The sequence below is a fragment of the Microcoleus sp. BR0-C5 genome, from assembly GCF_036705045.1.
In the GTDB taxonomy this organism is placed as follows: Bacteria; Cyanobacteriota; Cyanobacteriia; order Cyanobacteriales; family Microcoleaceae; genus Microcoleus.
In genome coordinates, this window is record NZ_JAUBTR010000013.1 from 50,147 (window position 1) to 72,777 (window position 22,631).

11 protein-coding genes are annotated in these 22,631 nt (G+C 44.8%); 5 read left to right on the top strand and 6 right to left on the bottom strand.

The window, feature by feature from the left end:
* Nucleotides 1–303 precede the first annotated feature (303 nt).
* From QUB08_RS08835 to QUB08_RS08845, 3 genes are all read right to left on the bottom strand, one after another.
* Entirely contained in the window at nucleotides 304–1,632 is a 1,329-nt protein-coding gene (locus QUB08_RS08835; RefSeq protein ID WP_333224372.1) for a GH39 family glycosyl hydrolase, read from the bottom strand.
* A 73-nt stretch (nucleotides 1,633–1,705) separates the two neighbouring features.
* Complete coding sequence (locus QUB08_RS08840; protein WP_333224373.1) at nucleotides 1,706–5,212, bottom strand: glycosyltransferase; 3,507 nt, start codon at nucleotides 5,210–5,212, stop codon at nucleotides 1,706–1,708.
* Between the two features lie 160 nt (nucleotides 5,213–5,372).
* Complete coding sequence (locus QUB08_RS08845) at nucleotides 5,373–7,940, bottom strand: glycosyltransferase (RefSeq protein WP_333224375.1); 2,568 nt, start codon at nucleotides 7,938–7,940, stop codon at nucleotides 5,373–5,375.
* Between the two features lie 158 nt (nucleotides 7,941–8,098).
* Between QUB08_RS08845 and QUB08_RS08850 the strand changes: the two genes are divergently transcribed.
* The 3 genes from QUB08_RS08850 (at nucleotide 8,099) to QUB08_RS08860 (ending at nucleotide 17,500) form a co-directional block, all read left to right on the top strand.
* Complete coding sequence (locus tag QUB08_RS08850) at nucleotides 8,099–10,417, top strand: tetratricopeptide repeat protein (RefSeq protein ID WP_333224377.1); 2,319 nt, start codon at nucleotides 8,099–8,101, stop codon at nucleotides 10,415–10,417.
* A gap of 183 nt (nucleotides 10,418–10,600) precedes the next feature.
* Nucleotides 10,601–11,893: an ATP-binding protein gene (locus QUB08_RS08855; protein WP_333224378.1), complete on the top strand. Its 1,293-nt coding sequence runs from the start codon at nucleotides 10,601–10,603 to the stop codon at nucleotides 11,891–11,893.
* A gap of 411 nt (nucleotides 11,894–12,304) precedes the next feature.
* Nucleotides 12,305–17,500 carry a PAS domain S-box protein gene (locus QUB08_RS08860; protein ID WP_333224379.1) on the top strand — a complete coding sequence of 1,732 codons (5,196 nt, stop codon included), beginning with the start codon at nucleotides 12,305–12,307 and terminating at the stop codon, nucleotides 17,498–17,500.
* Between the two features lie 234 nt (nucleotides 17,501–17,734).
* Here the strand turns inward: QUB08_RS08860 and QUB08_RS08865 are convergent, their stop codons facing one another.
* Nucleotides 17,735–18,298 carry a Uma2 family endonuclease gene (locus tag QUB08_RS08865; protein WP_333224380.1) on the bottom strand — a complete coding sequence of 188 codons (564 nt, stop codon included), beginning with the start codon at nucleotides 18,296–18,298 and terminating at the stop codon, nucleotides 17,735–17,737.
* 163 nt (nucleotides 18,299–18,461) lie between these two features.
* On the opposite strand from QUB08_RS08865, the gene QUB08_RS08870 reads away from it, so the two are divergent.
* Nucleotides 18,462–19,847, top strand: coding sequence for a lipid-A-disaccharide synthase-related protein (locus QUB08_RS08870; protein ID WP_333224381.1), 1,386 nt, complete (start codon nucleotides 18,462–18,464; stop codon nucleotides 19,845–19,847).
* Between the two features lie 274 nt (nucleotides 19,848–20,121).
* On the opposite strand, the gene QUB08_RS08875 is transcribed toward QUB08_RS08870, so the two are convergent.
* Nucleotides 20,122–20,913 carry a 2-phosphosulfolactate phosphatase family protein gene (locus tag QUB08_RS08875; RefSeq protein WP_333224382.1) on the bottom strand — a complete coding sequence of 264 codons (792 nt, stop codon included), beginning with the start codon at nucleotides 20,911–20,913 and terminating at the stop codon, nucleotides 20,122–20,124.
* An 89-nt stretch (nucleotides 20,914–21,002) separates the two neighbouring features.
* On the opposite strand from QUB08_RS08875, the gene QUB08_RS08880 reads away from it, so the two are divergent.
* Nucleotides 21,003–21,896 carry an EI24 domain-containing protein gene (locus tag QUB08_RS08880; RefSeq protein ID WP_445300903.1) on the top strand — a complete coding sequence of 298 codons (894 nt, stop codon included), beginning with the start codon at nucleotides 21,003–21,005 and terminating at the stop codon, nucleotides 21,894–21,896.
* A 3-nt stretch (nucleotides 21,897–21,899) separates the two neighbouring features.
* Here QUB08_RS08880 and QUB08_RS08885 read toward each other — a convergent pair whose 3' ends face one another.
* Nucleotides 21,900–22,154 carry a hypothetical protein gene (locus tag QUB08_RS08885; protein WP_333224386.1) on the bottom strand — a complete coding sequence of 85 codons (255 nt, stop codon included), beginning with the start codon at nucleotides 22,152–22,154 and terminating at the stop codon, nucleotides 21,900–21,902.
* Between the last annotated feature and the right edge of the window lie 477 nt (nucleotides 22,155–22,631).

The following is a 22,631-nucleotide window of genomic DNA, read 5'->3' on the forward strand; positions in this document are numbered from 1 at the left end:
CTATATATTTGTAAGGACACGGCAGTGCCCATTGGTGTCAACTTAAGCTTTTCGTCCGCTAGTCCTCGCGCCTACCCGCTAGTCCTCGCGCCTACCCGCTATTCCGCCAGGGAATGAATTCCCTGTCTAATAGCCAAAGTCCTCTAAAAGAGGACTGAATAATTCATTAGTCCTCTTTTAGAGGACTTTAGCTTTGAGGCAGGGGTTTCAACCCCTGTCGGACTATCGGTTTAACGTTAAGTTGACACCAATGGGCACTGCCGTGTTCCTACAAATTGTCCACAATTTAATAGGATAGCTAGCTCACTTGCTAACCGTCAATAAGTAGCCTTCGTGGACGTTGAAATTAGGGATAACATAAGCCAAGCTGCCACTACCCACCGAAAAACTTTCTTCTTTAACGGTGACAAGCTTTGGCACGGCTCCTTCTTGATTGTTAGGGATCTTTTCTAACTTTAGAGTGATTTTCTGACCTCTTTGAATACCTAGCTGCTCCAAATTGCCGAGGGTTAATGTTACCGTTGTTGCTGAGGAAAAATTGGGATCGAAATAACCTAAAAGTATCTGTGCTTTACCTTCAGGATTGGACTTGCTGGCTAAAGCGACAAGGCGATTGTTATTTGACCAACTCCGCACCCGTGAATTAACTCCGTCAGCATAAGCTTTGTAAGTCCACCAAGCTGCTCTTGGCTCAAAAGTATTAGGCGTGACCATCCCACTCAGCGTATTGTTGAAGCAATTGCTAACTTTATTTGGCCCTTGAGTATCCCAACAAGCTCTGCAAGCACCGTCAGCTTTTGCATACTCTAAGTTATACAAATAACCTAAGATTTCCCCTGGCTGGTACTGCGCTAAGTTGCCGACAATTTCGTTGACGTAAATTTTTTGCAATTTCAGTTCCTTGTAAGAGGGACTTTGCTGAAAATTGCGTTTAGCCTCAATTACGTGATCGTCAACAAATAAGATCATCGTGTCGTTAAGTTCGTGCCATGAGAGGAAATTAACTTCAAGTTTGTTAGCCTTGCAGTAATCCAAAAAAGCGGCGAGATATTCTTTGCTGTAGCGGCCGAGGCTGGGCCCGCCAATCATTGCTGACGGCCCCAATTCTTCCCGCAAGATTTTGTAAGCTCTTTTGTAAGTTTCAAAGAATTGTTCTCTGCTTCCGTTCCAAAATGGATCTTTCCAATCTGGCTCATTCCATACATCCCAAATAATTTTCTTGCCTTTATTTTGCTGGGCTAATTGCCGCACGAATGCTTCCCATGCGGGGTAGTTTTGATAGGGCCAGCCATTGGGATTGCTACCGTAGCCCCACAAGTCGCTGACTACTAACTGAAACTCGGCTCCGCTGGCGATTATGCGATCGTAAATATCGAGTCTCCCCGCCCGCCAAAGTTTCGGCTGCAAGGGTTTGATCGAGCTATCCGGCGGTTTTGCGGTATCGATTCCGTGCAGGATGCCACTCATGGAAATGGTACCGGTGGCTGGCTGTCCAAAATCTACTGTAACGTTAGATCGCAGTTGGGCGATCGCTCTTGGCTGTCCCCAATAGGCTATTAACAGAACAGTGACAATAGCTAAACAAATTAGCAGCAGTTTATTAATACGTGGGAACTTGAATGTAAATTGCATATCTTTTGTTTGGTTGATGTTTTGTGGAATGGGCCGGAGAGCCCGTTCCTAAGAATGCTGCAATATCTCAGTTTTAACGCACCGATGAAAACACTTCAAAACCCTGTATTGATTCTATCACTTGTTGCCACGATCGGGACTTGAGCAGCTCGTTGATATCGAAATTAACTCCTTTTTCCGCAGCAAAAACACTAAAATTTTGCACCCAATGAAAGATAGTTTCTGTGGTCAAATAAGGTGTGCAGGCCCAAGCAGATTGCAAATTGTTCATCATCTCGGACATATCTCGCCGATCGTAAGCCTCCCAAGCTTTCCACACTAAATAATAGTATTTCAGGAGGCTATCCACTTGCTGTAGCTGCTTTTTGAGTTTCGGACTAATAGAGAAACTGTCGCTCTCATCGTCACTTACCAATGCCTGTTCAATTATTTCTCCATATTCCCGAAGCATCCGTTCTTCTTTGAATAGTTCTTGGGCTCGCGCTTTGCACGCTTGTCCTGCAAGTCTACGCGATTCGGGATTTTCTGCCCATATTTCCACGGTTTTTACCAACTCTTTTACTGTTCCTTCTGGGTCGATTGTAGGATCGGGGAGCAACTTTCCTGTATCTCCCAATTCTTCAGGAATCCCGCTGACTGCTGTGGCAATTACGGGCAATCCTTTCGCCATTGCTTCCATAATTGCTAACGGCATTCCTTCTGCTTGGGAAGATAAAATAAAGATGTCGCTGGCGTCGAGCCAATCGGCAATATCCCAGCGCTGTCCTAAGAATTTAACCTGTTCTTCTACTCCCAATTTGCTCACAGTTGCTCTTAATTCAGGTTCCAGATTGTCGTGAGTAGTAGACCCCGGCCCGGCCCAAACAAAGTAAATTTGGGGCCAAATTGGACGTATTTTCAATTGGGCGATCGCCTGCAATTGATACTGATATCCTTTAAGTGGAGTCAATCTCGCCGCCGTAAAACAAACGACAGCATTTTCAGGGATTCCTTGTTCTTGACGCAGGCGTTGGCGAGTGGAAAGATTCGGCGGCTCAAAATAACTGTTCGGTCTCCCATAATAAATAAGTTTGCCTCGTTTTAGAGGCACTTTAAAAATTCTTTTGAACAAGTTTAAATTTTCCTGGGACACTGCTACTACTGCTTTGGCTAAACCGTACTGATAGGAGACAGCCTCCAAATAGGGAATTTGATCGCCCCGATCGAAAGTTTCATAATTGCGATCGATATAACCGAGAGTAACTATGTACGGTATATTCTGCTTAATAGCAACTTGTTTTGCCGCAAAATTGGCCATCGGCGAGCCGTCGCTAAATATAATTAAATCCGGTTGAGCCTGCGCGTAAATTTTTTCAGCATCGCCTAAATTGTAAGTACCTCGCAAAAACTCTTTTATTGTGTCAAAATCCAGCCAAATATGTTCGATACCTAACTGTTTTTGTTCGGCAATTAAAGGGTGAGAAGCTTTAGTTTGAACGCTAATAACTTGGTAGCCTTCCGCTACTAATTTACACATCAGCGAGTGGTTGAACTGAGCTAAACCTCCCACTCCGTGGTCTTCTGCGTACAGTAGTAGGCGGGCTTTTGGCGGTTGGGAAATCGAAATATGTGCAGGTTGAAACTGAGGAGTATTGTTAGCAGCAACCACTACGATCTCTTGCCACTCTTTTAAATTGGTTAAGGCATAAGTATCAAAGTCGAACCCGTATTCTTGCGAAACACTCCTAAAAGTTTCTAACCATTTAAATACTGTTTCCGTACCTGTAAAAGGAGTGTAATGAAGAGATTTCTCCAAACACTCGACCATCTCTGCCAAATATCCATCACGGTACATCCGCCACGCTAGCCATACTAAACACCTGTAACGTTCCTCGCGTTTCAAGTCGCGGATGTACTGAGGTAAGTCTAGGCGCGCGAAAAATTGCTCCATCACAATTTCCATATTTTTCATTACTTTGGAGCCGCTGGACATGAGATTACTGTCGTGCTGGCGATAGCAGGTTAATATCTCTTTTAACCAAACTGATTTGCAGCCTTTTAAAGCTAAACGTAGGACAAAATCTAAATCTTCGGTTGGCGGCAAGCGATGATCGAAACCCCCCAAGCGTTCCCACCACTCTCGCCGCAGCATCATGGCGCTGGGACGCACTGATTTGTACAAAACAAAAGTTTCTAAATCTAATTTTGGTGATCCTTCCCAAGGCTTTACTCCATAGATGCCTTCGTCGTTTTTGCCAACGATAAGCCAACCTGTTTGCACCAAATCTAATGTGGGGTCAGCGTCAAAGCAAGCTACTTGTTTTTCTAGTTTTTCTGGTAAGAAGAAGTCGTCCGCATCTAAAAAAGCTAAAAATTCCCCTCGTGCTAACTTACAAGCACGATTTCGGGCCAGGGCTGCTCCTTGGTTATCTTGATAGATGTATTGAATTAAATCGAGGTAAGGTGCTAAAACTTGGCTGGTATTGTCTGTTGAACCGTCATCTACGACGATAATTTCCCAGTTTTCATAACTCTGACTGAGAACGCTCTCTACGGCTTTGAGAATGTAGCGCTCGCAGTTATAAGTCGGGATAATGACACTGACGCGTACTTTTTTGGGAGTGATGATACTAGCTATTAACTGTTTCCATTCTGGTAATTTTCCCATAGCAATAGCCTCGATTTGGCAGCCGTAGGTCTTAGCAATTCCGGTGATGCGCTTTACCCAATCTGCTATAGTTGCTGTCAGGGAGTACGGGGTATAATCCAAAGATTTTTGCAAATAGTCAGTCATTTCTGCCGGATAGCCACTGTAGTACAGTTGCCACGCCATCCATGTCAGAGCCTCATAAAAAGCAAGCTTTTCTAATTGGCGGATGTCCTCTGGTAAGTCGGCTCTACTGAAGAAATTTTGCTTTAATTTAATACAAAGGTTTGCCTGTTTTATCGCTCTCTGGATGGACACATTTTGCCCGTGCTGGCGGTAGCATACTGTCACTTGAGGCAACCAAACAGCTTCGCACCCAGATAGTGATAAACGCACAATTAAGTCGGCATCATCTACTGAATCATACTGAGAATCAAAGCCACCGACTCGTTCCAGCCACGCCCGCGAAAACATCATGGCGCTGGGAAGTAGGGGCATATAAACAATCCAGGTTTTTAAGTCGAGCTGAGGAAAGTATTCCCAGGGTTTTATATCGCCAATACTTTCGCCTTGGTCTTTAACAATTCGCCAGCCACTATTAACAATTCCTAGTGATGGCTGAGCGTCAAATAACGCCACTTGTCCAGCTAACTTATCGGACAAGAAAAAGTCATCTTGATCTAAAAAAGCAATTAATTCACCTCGGGATTCCTGAATTCCTCGGTTGCGGGCGGCAGCTACTCCTTGGTTTTCCTGATAAACATAGCGAATTTTTTCAACATAAGGCTGCAATGCTTGACGGGTGTCGTCGGTTGAGCCGTCGTCTACGACGATAATTTCCCAGTTTTTATAGGTTTGGCTGATGACGCTTTCTACCGCTTGCGCGATGTAGCGAGATCCATTATATGCTGGAATAATTACACTTACTCGCGGTGTCGGATTTGCTATTGACATGAGTTTGCTCGGTGATAACGAATGGTTTGGGAACACAACACAGATTTAGACGCCGATACACAGATTTTTGATCGTTGTTGGGCCTGTAAAATACAATTTTACTGATATTTGTGGCTATACTGCTGACAGCCACCTCAATTTAAAAGGTCAATCTGGTGTTTTAGGGGAGAAAAAATACAGATTCAATGCCCTGTAAGCCCTGTACCAATTGTTGCCATTCGGCTGAGTTAGTCAGAGAATATGTATCTAAATGATGCCCTTTTGCCGATGAAAAATTGCCAAAAGATTCTATCCAGTTTAACATCGTCTCTGTACTCAAAAAAGGCGTACACTGCAAAGATTCTTGAAGGCTATTTTGCATCCCGATTAGATCTTCTTGACAGTAAGCGTGCCACGCTTTCCACACTAAAAAGTTGTAGCGCACGCGGCTTTCTACCTTCGCCATCCACCCCTGCACCTGTTGTTGAGTAACAAATTGATTTCTTTCGCAATCGGAAAGTAAAGCTTTTTCGATCGCCTCAATCGACTCTGCCAACATCCGTTCCTCTTTAAACAGTTTTTCGGCCCGCTGCTTGCAAGCTTGACCGATTTGATGCCGCAATTCTGGATTCATCGCCCAAGCTTCTAAAGTTTCCGCCAATTCCCTCGCTGTTCCCTCCGGATCGGTATTCGGATCGGGCAACAACTTCCCAGTATCGCCGAGTCCTTCTGGAATCCCGCCCGCTGCCGAAGCAACTACGGGCAATCCTTTAGCCATCGCTTCCATGACTGCAAAAGAAGGTGCTGCATCGCCGAGAGATGTCAAAATGAATATGTCGCTAGCATCCAGCCAATCTAGGATATCCCAGCGCTGTCCGATCAACTTCACGCGATCGCTCACTCCTAACTCTTTAACAGCTTCCCTCAATTCTCTTTCTACATCGCAATAGCTTCCATCACCATTCCCGGCCCATACAAAATACAGTTTAGACCACACGGGAGATTGTTTCAACTGCTTGATTGCTTCGATCTGATATCGATGCCCTTTAACAGGTGCCAATCGAGCAGATGTGAAACAAACAATCGCATCTTCAGGAATTTTTAACTCTTGCCGTAGGCGTTGGCGAGCCGAAGGATTAGGAGGTGCAAAATATTCAGGAGAGCGCCCCAAGTAAATCACTTGCCCCTTATCTTTGGGTAAATCAAAGTCATCGCGCAATAAATTCAAATGTTCATAAGCGCCAACAATCACCGCTCTAGCTTGCAGGCACTGATACAGCACTCCCTCTCGATAAGGCACTACATCCCCGTAGGCAAAATTTGCGTGATCTGGCATCACTAACCCGATTACCATCATGTATGGTATTCCCATCTGAATAACTACCTGTTTAACTGCAAAATTGGAATAGGGCCAGCCATCGCTAAAAATAATCAGATCAGGTTTATTAGTAGAAAAAATCTCTTGTGCATCCTCAGTATTTCTTAACACCCGCGCTAAATCTCTATGGCTGCTAAAATCCAGCCACAAGTGCTCTATACCTAACTCTCGTTCTCGCTCAAGCAAGGGGCTAGAATGTTTGGTTTGCACGCAAGTAACTTGATAGCCCAACAAGGCTAACTGACAGAGAATGGCATGGTTGTACTGCGCTAATCCTCCCACGCCCGGATCGTCGGCGTTGTAGAGTAAAATGTGCGTTTCCCTACGGGATAGCTTCGCTTCACGCGGTTTTGAAGGTGTGGGAATAGAACTCTGTTGAGATTGGGGTGGATTAGTCATCACCATCACAATTATCTCTTGCCATTCCACTAACTTACTCAGCGAATAAGCATCAAAATTTTCACCGTATTCTTCAGAAGCTATCTTAAAAGTTTCCAGCCAACTCAAGACTGTTTTGGTGGGCGAAAAAGGCGTATATTGCAATGATTTTTCCAAACACTGGGCCATCTCTGCTAGATGACCGTCGCGGTACATACGCCAGGCCAGCCACTTGAAGCATAGATAGCGTTCCTGGTTTTTTAACTGGCGGATTGACTCAGGCAAATCAGGTCGATTGAAGAATTCTTTCATCAAAATTTCTGTATTCTTCATTAGCGGCAAACCGCTTGACATGATATTAGAGTTGTGCTGGCGATAACAGGTAAGAATCTCTTCTAACCAAACTGCTTTGCACCCCTTTAAAGCTAAACGCAAGGCAAAGTCTAAATCTTCAGCCAAGGGAAAATTATCATTGAAACCGCCCAATTTTTCCCACCACTTGCGGCGCAGCATCATCGCACTAGGACGCACGCATTTAAATATAATAAAGCTTTCTAAATCTAATTTAGGCGCTTGCTGCCAAGGCTTCATTTCAAAAATATCTTTCCCTGTTTCATCGACCATCAGCCAACCTGTTTGCACCATATCTAATGCGGGGTCAGCGTCAAAGCAAGCTAGTTGTTTCTCTAGCTTGGATGGTAGGAAATAGTCATCGGCATCTAGAAATGCCAAAAATTCGCCTTGCGCTAGTTGGCAAGCAATATTTCTGGCGGCTGCTACTCCTTGATTTTCCTGATATATGTAGCGAATTTTGTCAAAATAAGGCTGCAATACTTGCTGCGTGCGATCTGTCGAACCATCGTCTACAACTATAATCTCCAAATTAGTAAAAGTTTGACATAGGGCGCTCTCCACCGCTTGTACGATGTAGCGAGATCCATTATATACAGGTATAATTACGCTTAATAGCGGTGTTCGAGTAGGTGTTGACATTATTTAGCTCGCTGTTAACCTATGATTATCTAGTTTATATTAATGTCGCGGAGATTCCGCACTATTCTGTGCTCGGTAGCTCTACTTACAGAAATTTGAAGTTTGGCAAATTCTAGCATATAATCATACAGGTAATCATTACTCAAACGAAAAAAAAAATGAATTCAGAAACAGTGCAAGTGAATTTCCAGCAGCAGGCAGAAATTTATTTAGCTACAGGCAACTTCGATCGGGCGATCGCACTTTGCCAACAAGTTTTGGCATCTGAACCCAACTCTGCAGAGACTTGCAAGACCTTGGGAAAGGCGCTGCAAGCTCAGGGTAAACTAGAAGACGCAAGGTATTGGTATAAAGTTGCGATCGCTCACCAACCGGATTTTGCCGAAGCTTTTGCTAACCTCGGCACTCTCTGCGCTACTTTGGAACAGTGGCAAGAGGCGATCGGCTGTTACCAAAAAGCCATCTCCCTCCAACCAAACTTTGCAGGATTTTACCGTAATTTGAGCCGGATATTTACCCAAGTCGGTCAAGCTGAGGAAGCAGCAGACTGTTGGTATCAAGCACTCATGGTGGAACCGATAGAGATAGCGGAAGAATATCTCGATTTAGGTAATACTTTGTTGGCGCAAAAAAAGCCAGAAAAAGCGCTAACTTGTTACCACCGCACGATTTATTTAAACCCGAGTTTTTGCGAAGCTTACTCCCAATTAGCAGAAGCTGCTAGCGAGCTAAAAAAGTGGGACGAAGCTATTATTCACTACCGCAAAGCTATTCAACTCCAGCCGGAAATTTCGGAGTTTCATTACAAATTAGGCAATGTTTTGCAAGCTAAGGAACTCTGGCGCGAAGCGGAGGCTGCCTACCGAAAAAGTATTGATTTAAATCCCAATTCTTTTTTGTCCTACTACAACTTAGGTAGCGTGCTGCTCAATTTAGAAAAATGGCAAGAAGCTGCGATCGCCTACCGCACGGCTGTTGAAATTAACCCGGATTATTCTTGGTCTTACTACAGCATCGGTGCAGCTTGCGATCGATTACAAGAATGGTCTGAATCCGCCGCAGCTTACCAGCGCGCTACTGAAGTAGACCCGAATTTTTTCGCTGCTTTTCACAAGTTAGGAGATGCTCTTTTTAAACTAGAAAAATGGTCAGAAGCTGAGGCTGCATACGAACGGGCGATCGCACTAAATGCGGATTTATTTTGGTCTCATTATAACTTAGCTTTGACTTTAGTTAAACTTCAAAAGTTTGAAGCCGCAGCACTCGCTTATCGGCGGGCGATCGCACTCAATCCCGAATTCTCTTGGACTTACCACAATTTAGGAGAAGCGCTGTTAAAAACTCAACAGTGGAAAGCCGCAGCTACCGCTTACCAACGTGCTATTGAACTTAATCCCAGTATTTCTTGGTCTTATTACAATTTAGGCGATGCTTTGAGTGGAAGTCACGCATGGAACGATGCTGTTGCCGCCTACCTTTGTGCGCTTCAAATCGAGCCGTCTCTACCAAAAATTTACATAAAGTTAGGTGAGGCTCTAATCAAAAGAACTCCGGTAGATTCAGATGTAGCAACTAGCTACTATCACCACGAAATGCAGCCCCTGCACGCTCCTGAATTTTACTGCGAAATAGCCCAAAAGTTTGCTGAGAGCGATCGGCTTAACGAAGCCATAATGTTGTACTTGATGGCATTAGAAATTAGACCAAAAGATCCCGAAATATCCCAAAAATTAGAGGAGATTTTAGAAAAACAGCGTCAAACAGGGGAATCTACTCTATTATTAGAGTTAGAGGCTAAGGATATTCGCGATCGCTATATCGCCCGAGTAGTCAAAGGCAAGACTTTTGCAGAAGTCGGCGGCTTGTGGGGAACTGTCAGCGAAAAAGTATCTGTAGCTAGCAAATACGGTGCAGTTTCTCTGACAATGATTGATGCCATGCCCGCATCCATCCACTGGTGGCAAGATTTTCACGATCGCATGACAAGTTTAAATATTGCTAATTATAATTGTATTAATCGAGATATAACTCAAATTCAGCTTGCAGACATTGGCGATCCTTACGATGTAGTTCACTGTGCAGGAGTTTTGTACCATCACCCTCACCCTTTGCAAATTTTAACGAGTTTGCGTCAAATAACTGGGGAGTATTTAATCTTAACTTCAGCTATTACTCAAGAAGTTATAGAAAACGAGCGGGGACGCTACGAAATTCCAGCTTCTGGGGTAATCTTCATTCCCGCTTTAGGCGAACCAGAACGAGCTATCTTAACAACTTACTGGCAGCAACACACCGACGGTGCACCCATTTTAGGAGTAATTCAGAAAGTAGTTTTTGACATCAACGACTTTGGGCCGTGGTGGTGGCTTCCTACAGCTTCGGCTTTAGAAGCTATGTGCGAAGTCGCAGGATTTAAAGTTTTAGACAAAGGATTGACTTGGAACAATAATGCTTTGACTCTGCTGCTGGGGATTTGAGGGTTGGTAAACGAACAATAACAAAACTTACTTGTGTAGAAACGGCTAAACACCTGGTTTATGAGCGGATTCCTCGCTTTATTTCCCCAATATTCCTACTAGAAACCGGGTGTTTTCCGTAATTCATAAATAAAATAGCTGCCAACATTTTTTGTGAAGAAAACCTGAACAGGGAAATAATCAATGAACAATCAGCAACCAGGGACGCCGTTAGGAAACATTTTAGTAGTAGACGATACACCAGAAAACCTGCGTCTGTTGTCTACGATGTTGACTCAGAGGGGGTACACCCCCCGCTGCGTGATTAACGGAAAAATGGCTTTGAGAGCCTGCAATTCTAATCCACCAGATTTGATTTTGCTCGACATAATGATGCCGGAAATGAACGGCTACGAAGTCTGTCAGCACTTAAAAATAGAAGCAAAAACTCGCGAAATTCCGGTAATTTTTATCAGCGCTAAAGATGAAGTATTTGACAAAGTAAACGCATTTGCTGTGGGAGCTGTTGACTATATCAGCAAGCCATTTCAGTTTGAAGAAGTGCTCGCCCGCATCGAAAGTCACCTCAGCCTGCGTAATTTACAAAAGCAGCTAAAAGAACAAAATATGCTGCTGCAAGAAGAAATCACGAGCCGCTTAGCCGTCGAAAAAACTCTTCAGGAAAAAAACCAAATCTTGCAACAAGAAATCAGCACCCGTCGCGCTGTTGAAAAAGCTCTGCAAGAGCAAAACTTGGTACTCCAACAAGAGATATCCCACCGCCAGCGCGCCGAATCTGCTCTCTTAAAATCTAACCAAGAATTGGCGCGTTCAAATGCAGAACTAGAACAATTTGCTTATGTGGCTTCTCACGACTTGCAAGCGCCTTTAGCAACCATTGCCAGTTACGCTCAACTTTTAGAAAAACGCTACAAAGACCAACTCGACAGCCAAGGTAGTAAGTTTATCGGTAATATCGTTCAGGGCTGCACCAGAATGCAAACTTTAATTGACGATTTACTCGAATATTCGCGCGTGGGCCGGAGTCGGAAACCTTTTCAACTGACAGATTGCAATCATGCAGTAGAGCAAGCACTCGCGAACCTGCAAGGGGCGATCCACGAGACTAAAGCCGTTGTCACCTACAGCGAATTACCCGCGGTAATGGGGGATATTTCTCAACTCGTACAGCTCTTTCAAAATTTAGTCAGCAATGCGATTAAATATCGCCACGATGCACCGCCTGTGGTTCATATTACCGCTTGCCAGCAGGAGGAAAACTGGTTAATTTCTGTCTCAGATAATGGAATTGGGATTGCTCCGCAGCATCAAAAACGCATTTTTCAAATTTTCCAGCGCTTGCACACTCAAAAAGAATATTCGGGGACAGGTATTGGTTTAGCAATTTGTCAAAAAATTGTGGAACTTCACGGCGGATGTATCTGGGTGGAATCGGAACCGGAGCAAGGTTCTACTTTTTACTTTACTCTGGCTTAATTGAAGAATAATTTCGCCAAAAGGTATCAGCTATAACGTAGGTAAGATTAATTAGTTTCTATATTATAAATCCTAACCGAGAAGATATAATTTAGAAGTTAATACTATTTAATAGGGGAGATGAAAGCCTTGAATAATTGGGAAGGAGTGTGAGTATCAGGGTGGGGATATGGGGTACAGTTGCATTGCTTTTATTAGTTGTATAAATTGCCCGTTAGAATAAAAAACATTTTCCGTTGACAGTCGAGTTGGTGCGTGATATAATTTTATTTATTAAACATAATTTTAGTAACGCTTGCTTACCCTCCCAAATATGACGATCGCTCTCTGTGTACGTGCAATTGAATGATGGCAGTGAAAATAAAAGGTAAAATCCAAGTTAGTTTAATATTTACTTGATACAAAAATATTATGAAAGCAGTTTTTAACTTAGCTTTGCCTCCTATCTGCTTTAAAGTTCTGTTAGTAGAAGACAACCCTCATGAAGCTGAGCTGATTGAAGATTTGCTGTCAGAAATAGGCGGCGCGCAGCGTATAGTGCTGACGAAAGTAGAGCGCCTCAGCGAGGCGCAGCAGCGATTGAATCAAGAAACTTTTGACATAATTTTATTAGACCTTTCATTGCCAGATAGTCTGGGAATCGAGACTGTGGCTCGCGTACAAGAGTACGGGGTAAATGTGCCGATCGTAGTTCTGACCGCCCAAAACGACGAAGAACTTGCCCTGCGGTTGATTTCGGTCGGCGTACAGGATTATTTGGTAAAAAGAAAAATCGACAGCGAACTGTTAATTCGATCGCTCCGTTACGCCATAGAACGCCAGAACAGTCAAGATGCTTTGCGAAAAAGTGAAGAAAAATATCGCTCGGTGGTGGAAAATTCCCTGATCGGCATTGCCATCATCGCTCCAATTATTGATAGCGAAATTCCTCTAAATTGCCACTGGATAGAAGTTAACGATGCCCTGTGCAATTTGCTGGGCTATGAGCGCTACGAACTCGTGCAAAAGAATTGGCTAGAGTTGACTCATCCAGAGGATTTGGAGGCTAATTGTGAAAAATTTTCTCAGATGTTAACAGGTAGGCTCGACGGTTACATCTTAGACAAAAAGTGGCTCAGAAAAAACGGCGAAATAGTTCACACGCGAGTTTCCCTGCGCTGCATCCGCCGCCTGGACGGGTCTATCGACCGGATAATCGAAGTAGTCTTAGACGTGAGCGATCGCTACCGCTACGAAGCAAAACTGAAAGCGTCCGAAGAATTTTTAAACCACACCATAAATGCTACGCCAGACCCAATTTTTGTCAAAGACGAGCAACACCGCTGGATGATATTAAATGATGCTTTTTGTCAGTTGGTCGGGAAATCGCGGCAAGAACTGATCGGCAAATCAGATTATGACTTTTTCCCCCCATCAGAAGCTGCTGTTTTTTGGACAAAAGATGAAGAAGTATTGACAACGGGTGTCTGCTTGGAAACCGAAGAAGAATTCACAGACTCGGTCGGAAAAAAACACATAATTTCTACCAAAAAAAGCGTCTTCAAAATAGCTGACGGCAGTAAAGTAATAGTGGGTACAATTAGAGATTTTACCGAATACAGACAGCAACAAAAAGCCCTGGAAGAAAGCGAAGCTCGCTTTCAAAAATTGGTAGCTAACCTGCCGGGAATAATTTATCAATTACGAAGGTCAGCCACTGGAAAAATATCTTTCCCCTACATCTCTTCAGGGAGCCGGCAACTCTACGAATTAGAGGCAGAAGCAATAGAGCAAAATGCGGAACTGATTTCCAAGGGAATTCACCCAGACGACCTCTTAGATTTAAAAGCATCGATCGCAATTTCAGCCACTACGCTGGAACCTTGGCAGCAGCAGTGGCGGCAGACTTTACCATCTGGAAAAGTTAAGTGGCTGCAAGGATCTGCGAGACCAGAAAGGCTCAATAATGAGAGCAAATCTGGCAGCGAAGGCGATATTCTCTGGGACGGTTTAGTGATGGATATCACTGAATTAAAGCAGGCACAAATAGAGCGCTATCGGTTTTTCACCATCTCCTTAGACTTGCTTTGTATTGTAGGTTTTGACGGTCATTTTAAACGTTTAAACCCAGCTTGGTCAACAGCTTTAGGCTACAGTATTAGTGAATTGTTTGCCAAGCCAATGATCGAATTTGTTCATCCAGACGATCGAAAAGCTACCGCAGCCGAAGGAGCAAAACTAATAGCAGGTACGTCCAGTATCTCCTTTGAAAACCGCTACATCTGCAAAGACGGTTCTTACAAATGCTTCCTGTGGACGGCATCGCCATTTAGCGAAGAAGGTTTAATCTACTCAGTCGGCCACGACATTACGTCTCGTAAACAAGCAGAGTCTCAACTCCAGCGCCAAGCAGTAGCAATGGCAGCTGCTTATGACGGAATCGCGATTTTTAATAATAATAAAGAATGTATTTATTCCAACGACGCTTATCTCAAAATGTACGGCTTGGCTAGCCCTAGCGAACTGTATGGGAAGAAATGGAAAATGCTCTACAGCAAAACAGAAAATATATTTTTTGAATTACAAATAATGCCGATGCTTCTGCAAAAAGGGTACTGCAATATAGAAGCAATCGGTCAGCGCCGTGACGGTACTAAGTTCCCTCAAGAATTGTCGCTGACAATGCTTGTCGGTGGCGAAATCATTTCTATAGTCCGCGATATAACTAATAGAAAACAGGTAGAATCAGCCCTGCGATCGAGCCAGCGCCGCTACCAAACTTTAGCAGAAGCATCGCCAGTTTGCATATTCCATACCGACACCTTGGGAAATTGCCTTTATGTGAATCAGCGGTGGAACGAAATTACGGGATTAAACGCAGAATTTGCAGCAGAAACTGGCTGGATGAATGCCATACACCCCGATGATACGGAGCGGGTAAAAAATGAATGGCATCAAGCAATTTTTGAGAAAATTCCTTTTAAATCAGAATACCGATTTCAGCGTCCAGATGGTCGTGTAATCTGGGTGATCGGTCAGGCAATTGCAGAAATCGGAGACAAGCAGGAAATTAAAGGCTATATCGGCACTATTACTGATATTAGCGATCGCAAACAAGCAGAATTAGATTTGCTGCGAGTTACTCAAGCGGTGGAAAGCACCAGCGATGCGATCGGCATTGCTGACTTGACAGGGCGATCGCTATACCACAATCAAGCCTTTGTTCAACAGTACGGCTACACCGCAGAAGAACTAAACACAGCAGGCGGATTAACAGCAATTTACCCCCAAACTAAAGTGCTGCTAGAAATGTTTAAAACGATCCGTAAAGGCAAATCTTGGCAAGGCGAACTCAAAATCAACACTAAAAACAACAAACTGGTAACAACTTTATTTCGCGCCGACGGCATTAAAGATGAAACTGGTCATTTAATCGGGTTAGTGGGAGTAATTACCGACATCACCGAACGCAAACAAGCGGAGATAGCACTGCAGCAGCAATTAAGGCGAGAACGGCTGGTAGTTGCCATGCTCGATCGCATTCGCTCCTCCCTAAATTTAGAAGAAGTCCTCAGCACTGCTGTCGAAGAAGTGCGGCACTTTTTGCAAACAGACCGCACAGTTATTTACCGTTTTAATCCCGACTGGAGCGGCTTTGTAGTTGTGGAATCAGTGGCAAAAGATAGAATTTCGCTGCGAAATTTTAACAATCTTGATGGCTGTTTTAAAGAGAAATTTGTTGATATTTATCAGCAAGGCGGTATTAGATGTATGGAAAATATTTACCTGGAAAATTTGACGGAATGCCACATACAGTTTCTCGAAGGAATTGAAGTAAAAGCTAACTTAATAGTACCGATTTTAAAAGCACGAGAAAACATTTCCCCGACCCAACAGACCGCAGAAAATCAGCTCTGGGGACTGCTGATCGCCCAGGATTGCAGCGGTCCCCGTCCCTGGGATGCCTCAGAAATAGAATCCCTCCGGCAATTGTGCGTGCAATTGGCGATCGCGATCCAGCAATCGACGCTATTTGAACAAGCACAAACCGAAATTGCCGATCGCAAACTTGCAGAATCGGCCCTCCAACAAGCTGCATTAGCCGCAGAAAGCGCCAACCGCGCCAAAAGCGAATTTCTTGCCAATATGAGCCACGAACTACGCACGCCTTTAAACGGCGTTTTAGGTTACGCTCAAATCCTCAAAACCGACAAAGACTTAAACTCAGATCACCAAGAAAGTCTCAGCAATATTCAACAGTGCGGTCAACACCTGCTGATGTTAATCAACGATGTTTTAGATCTTTCCAAAATTGAAGCTAGAAAAATGGAACTCTACCCGGAAGAGTTAAATTTTCTAAATTTTACGAAAAACATTGCTGATCTCTTTCAGATGCGGACCTCTCAAAAAGAAATTTTCTTCAATTACGAACAAGTCTCTCCCCTGCCTAGCTGCGTTCGTGTCGATCCAAAAATATTGCGCCAAATTCTCATAAATTTACTCAGCAATGCCGTTAAATTTACTAACAGTGGCGGTGTGACTTTCAAAGTCGGCTATGTCGGCACAGGGGCCTGGATTCGAGGGCAAGGAGAAAATTATGAGTTCTCGACTTTGAGTTCGGAACTGAAAGAAAATTATATGCGCTTCGCCCACAAGGCGATCGCAGCCAAACACGCTTTAAAAATCCGCTTTCAAGTCGAGGATACCGGCACGGGAATAGAGCAAAGCAAGTTAGAAGAAATATTTTTGCCTTTCCACCAAGTAGGATCCAATACATTTGTTGAAGGTACAGGTCTCGGACTCTCGATTAGCCAGAAATTAGCGAAACTAATGGGTGCCGAAATTCGCGTTCACAGCACTTTGGGAAAAGGCAGCACTTTTTGGGTAGATTTAGAATTGCCAGCAGCTAAACGGTACTTGGAGGTGTCTCCTTTGCAGGAAAAACGCTGGGTTGTCGGTTTTATCGGCAACAAGCGGAAAGTGCTAATCGTCGATGACAATCAACTAGATCGCGATTTGTTGTGCAGGCTGCTGCGGCGTTTGGGATTTGATGTTGTCGAGGCCCAAAACGGGCAAGAATGCCTCTGCAAAACAGTTGAATTTCAACCAGATGTGATTTTAATGGACTTGCGGATGCCTGTAATGGATGGCTTAGAAAGTGCAAGAAAACTGCGGCAGTTGCCGGAAGTAAAAGATGTTGTGTTAATCGCTATGTCAGCTAGCGTTTTCGAGGCTATGCAGCAAGATAGCATCCTCGCAGGGTACGATGCTTTTCTTCCCAAACCGATCGAAGCAAATCACTTTTTGGAACAGTTGCGCGTGCATTTGGGACTAGAATGGATTTATGGGGAATCTTCGGAAAACAACAAGCGCAAAACTCCCAGTTTGTCACCAGCCTCTAATTTTCCTGCTTATTCTTCTCTGTTACCTGCGGCTTCTGAGTCGGTAGCAAAACTTTTGAAACTCGCAGCTATGGGCGACATTGAAGAAATTTTTGAGGAGAGTGCTAAGCTGGAGACTTTAGAACCTAATCTAGTGCCGTTTGTCTTGAAGCTGCGCCAACTTGCTAAGGGATTTCAGCTCAAACAAATTCGGAATACTTTAAACCAATATATCGATGGTCAGTAGTCAGTAGTCAGTAGTCAGTAGTCAGTAGTCAATCGATTTTAGATTTTAGATTTTAGATTAAAGAATTGAAGTATTGACTCCACGGATAAATTCGGGGGGCAAGTTTCTCGGATACAGGTTTTTTATTTCTGGACGGATGAATCCGGGGGCTTGTATCCTGGATGCTTTCGGTCAGTAGTCAGTAGTCAGTGGTCAGTAGTGATATCATGTCCGATCGAGCGACCGGACATGATATCACTCTAATAGCCAACCAAATAATTCTCCTACTGTCAGTTGCAATTCCCTGGCAAAAAATGGCATGGGCAATAACTGTTCCGGTTCGTCAAACACCTCAGTTGATTGAGTCGGCCGATATACAAAAACCGATCGCTCCTCTGGATCGATTAACCAACCCATTTGAGTTCCGTGCTTGAGACAATGTAAAATATTTTTAGTAACTTTAGTTTGGCTTTGGTCGGGGGAGAGGATTTCAATTGTCCAATCCGGGGCGATCGCAAACACATTTGCCACACCACCATTTTCTTTACGGGGAATGCGCTCCCAAGTGAATACAGTCACGTCTGGAACGATCGCTCGACCGCCAAAAATGCACCGTAGTTCTGGAAATGCTCGCGCCACCTTTTGAGGTTTGAGAGTAGCATTAGCAGCACTTGTCAACTCGCCTTGAATGACACTATGTTCTCCTTGAGGCATGGGTTTTTGAATGATTGCACCGTCAATGTACTCGCTGGCAGGTTTGGTTTCTGGCAACTTCAGAAACTCTTGGAGAGTCAAAGATTTTGGCAGGGTTTGTACCATCCGATTTTACCTATAAAATAGAGTTTCATCTGCTATTTTACCAAAAAGTCCCGGACTCGTGCGATCGGCGATCCACTTACTTCAACATCCGGCTATACCACCTTGCATCCTGCGGCTAATCTTGCTTCTATATATTCAGAGACAGTTTTTGAGAGAGTTGGGATTGAAATTACTTTGCCTCAGTAACGGCCACGGAGAAGACGCGATCGCCCTTCGCATCTTGCAGGAACTGCAACAGCACCCGCATCCGCCAGAATTAGCCGTGTTTCCGCTAGTGGGTGAAGGGCAAGCTTTCGCTCAACTAGAAAACGCCCGCATCATCGGCCCGGTGCAGCGAATGCCTTCGGGCGGCTTTATTTACATGGACGGGAGGGAATTTTTGCGCGATGTCAAAGGCGGCCTGCTTCAGTTGACCATCGCTCAGTTTAAAGCCATCCGCGCTTGGGTGCGATCGCAACAACAGTCTGGGAATCAAGACGGCGTTATTTTAGCCTGCGGGGATATTGTACCGCTGCTGTTTGCTTGGCTGGGCGGCGCGCCCTATGCCTTTGTCGGTACTGCCAAGTCCGAGTATTATTTGCGGGACGAGGACGGGCCTCTGGCTCGCAAATCCAGGGTCTTTGGTGGGTGGAGTTGGTCGCGATCGGTTTATTTGCCTTGGGAACGCTGGTTGATGACTCGATCGCGCTGTAGAGCCGTTTTTGCCAGGGACGCGCTGACCGCCGAGACTTTACAAAAGCTGGGCATTCCCGCTTACGATCTCGGAAACCCGATGATGGACGGACTCGAACCGGAAAACCCCGCCGGTTTTTACGGCCCTGACGCAGAGTTTCGGGAAATCGAGCGATCGCTCATCATCACCTTACTCCCCGGTTCTAGAGCGCCGGAAGCCTATGCTAATTGGCTGCTAATAGTAGAGGCTGTAGCCGGAATTTTATCGCTGTTTGCCGATCGCAAATTGTTATTTTTCGGAGCCATTTCTCCAGAGTTGAATCTAGAAGCTTTGCGACCTAGTTTAGAATTTTTCGGCTGGCGACAAGACGGCGAAATTAGAACACAGCGGCGAGAAGGAAGTATTTTGCGGCCTCCTGTTTCTAGCGCTCAAGAAATTCAGCAAGAATCTCCTAATTTACTATTGCCCCTGACATTTGTGCAGAGAAACGCCACGATGATTTTGACTCAGCAAAGTTTTAACGATTGTTTGTACGAAGCCGATTTAGCAATAGCAATGGCCGGAACTGCTACAGAACAATTTGTAGGTTTAGGAAAACCGGCGATCGCCATTCCCGGAAAAGGCCCGCAATTTACTCCAGCCTTTGCAGAAGCTCAAAGTCGCCTGTTAGGCCCGTCATTAATTTTAGTCAAACATCCCGCTGAAGTTGCCGGCGCCGTGCAGTCTTTGCTCCGCGACCCCGACAGGTTGCAGCTAATCGCTGAAAATGGCTGGCGGCGCATGGGAGAACCCGGTGCAGCAGCCAGAATTGCCGAGTGTTTAATTCAGCGGTTCGGCGGTGAATGCAGCAATTCTCAATTGCCTGCAATAGACTAGGAGCAAAACAATTTTGTGTTCCTACCGAGTATGTTTAATTCTACTGGCTTAAAAAAAATATTGTTCACTAACTACCTACTAATTTCCGTAGGGTGCGCCTAGGCGCACCTTACTAATGAGCGCGAATTAAATAATTTACACTCTTGAAAGTGGGGAGTAGGGGTTGGGCGTCCCGCCCGCCCTTTCTGGACGGGCGGGACGCCCATCCCACAAGAACCATCACGCATTGTAAGTTATTTAATTCTCATTCCTAATACTGCATTCGCAGAAAATTTCAATTCGCCGTTTTTTCTGATGATGGAACCCAGAAATTAGCTTGAGGAATTTTAAAATCAGACTTAACCAAAACTCCCGGTTCTCGCTGCATCGGCAGCACATCTAAAGTATCCGTTTGCGCGCAATATTTTAAATCTTCAATAACACCTAAACCGAGGAGGCGCTGACCGTGGCTGGCCCTTTCCAACAATTCGTGCAACCTATCTTGCCACTGCAAATAAAGAGCAATAGCCCCAAATACTTCATCGTTACCAGCAAAATCGCTCGCAGGAATACCGCTTTCTGCCAGGAGACTTTGGGCGATCGCACCAGCACAAACCGTATCTTCCAACGAATAACTCCCTTCCCAACCAGAACCCACAATCCAAATAGTTTCCGGCTGTTTATTTAACAAAAACTGCACCACAGATTTGCGGTTAATCAAAGCCGCCGTTAACACAGTTGCCGCAGCTTGCACTCGCTGCAGAGCCCGAGTACCGTTAGTTGTGCTGATAAAAATTCGCTTCTCAGTCACCTTTTCTGGCGTGCAGTCGAGGGGAGAATTCCCCATGTCAAATCCGTCAACTTTGCCGCCGCCACGCTCTCCAGCGCGAATCCGCTTATCTGCAGGCCATTTTTCGCTCTCGGCCATCAGCTTATCTAAGTCGCTGAAAACTTGGACAGCTTCTGCCCCATTATTCAGGGCCGTTGCCATTGTCGTAGTCGCCCGCAGCACATCAACTGCGATCGCGCAAGCCGGCATTTTGTCGGCTGGCGTAAGTTCCGGGGTATGGTAAATAAAAAGCTTCACTGTTGGGCTACCTGCGATAAATCCTCATCAGCAATAATAATGGAAAGTGGATGATAGAAAATAGAGTCGAGTCCTCAAAAGCAGAAAATATGTCAAAACAGCTAAATTCAAACCCCGCCCACGCCGCCATTACCGCACCAATTCGACTCCTGGCAGGCTTCACCTATCCTTTGCGAGCTTTCACGCTGATTTTGCAAACTCCCAAGCTGTGGACTTATGTATTAGTTCCCGTGGTGCTAAATTTTATAATTGGTATTGGTCTTTATTTAAGCTTGCTATTTCCCAGTTTGGCAGGGATAGACGTTTTAGTTGCCGATTTGTCCGTCCGATTTAATGCTCTAATTGCGAGTTGGCCAGCTTGGCTGAGTTTTCTCGGCGCGTTAACCGTCGCTTTCGGCTGGCTGCTGCGCGTACTCCTAGTGTCAGGACTTTTGCTGATAATTGGATTTTTGTTAGTGCAGTTTGGCGTGATTTTAGGTTCGCCCTGGTACGGCAAACTTTCCGAACAATTGGAACTGCTGCGGAACGGTCAATTGCCCGCAGAAGCACCAATGAATTTGGCGAGTAGTTTTGGGGATATTCAAAGGGCGATCGCCTTTGAACTGCGAAAACTACAAATTTTGTTGAGCGTCGGTATACCCCTGCTGCTGCTAAATTTTCTCCCTGGTGTCGGCTCTATTCTTAGCAGCTTGGGTGGCGTAGCTTTGGGCGCGACTATTGTCTGTTTGGACTTTTTAGATGCACCTTTGGAGAGGCGGAGGCGACCTTTTCAGGAGAAGTTGGAGATAATTTGGGCGAGTTTGCCGGCCAGCGGGAGTTTTGGTTTGGTTTGTTTGGGTTTGGTGAGCATTCCGCTGTTGAATCTGTTGGCGATTCCGCTGTGCGTGACGGCGGGAACTTTGTTTTTCTGCGATCGCATTTGGCCGGCCCGCTTTGCCCCAGAAGAAACTCATAGCGATCGAGAAACTAACATTACAACTTAAAAACTAGGGAGATGCTTCTTCCTTCGGCTGACTCTGGGAGTTAAGGCCCAAAAATGGGCTTAAAAACAGCCAGCTAATGAAGAAAAATGATGCTGTAAATAGCTGGACAATATCAACCGCCGACAAATATCCGTCAGATAATAGTGCAATAGTTCTATCTGTCAGCCCGAATATCCAAGAGAGAATCCCAAACAGCCAAATGCCTTTTTGGAGCATGGGCAAAAATGCTGAAACTTCGGAGTTTTGCTGCTTGTTCATTGATTTAGCCCTTGTTTGCGAAAAGTCTGATTAACCGGGGCACCCCCAAGGGCTTAAGGATTTTTGGTGTCTCCTCGGATTCCCTTTGTTATCTATATGTTAAGAAATGTTTCCCGATCTGACAACGCGCCCTGGGAGGGATTTCCGCATCTATCTCCAGAGGTAGTCGCAGCGCTAACAAAGAGTGATATTTGCTACGCTTTGGTAGCGACGCTAGAGATTTTGCCGAGTTTTTGAGAGATAAATTGCTGGGCACGGGTAGCGGCGGGATTTCTTGGCACCGCGCCTAGAAAAGAAAGCTTGTAATTTTACACGAAGTATGACATACTACAAAATGAGCAAGTTTGGTTAAAGAACGATCGTGAGGTTTGTACTGAGGAGGGAGAGTTATCAAAGCCCTAAAAGCCACAGGACAAACAATTTGATTATCAGTATTAACCCGGCTTGATATGAGTTCAGCGTCAATAACATCGAACA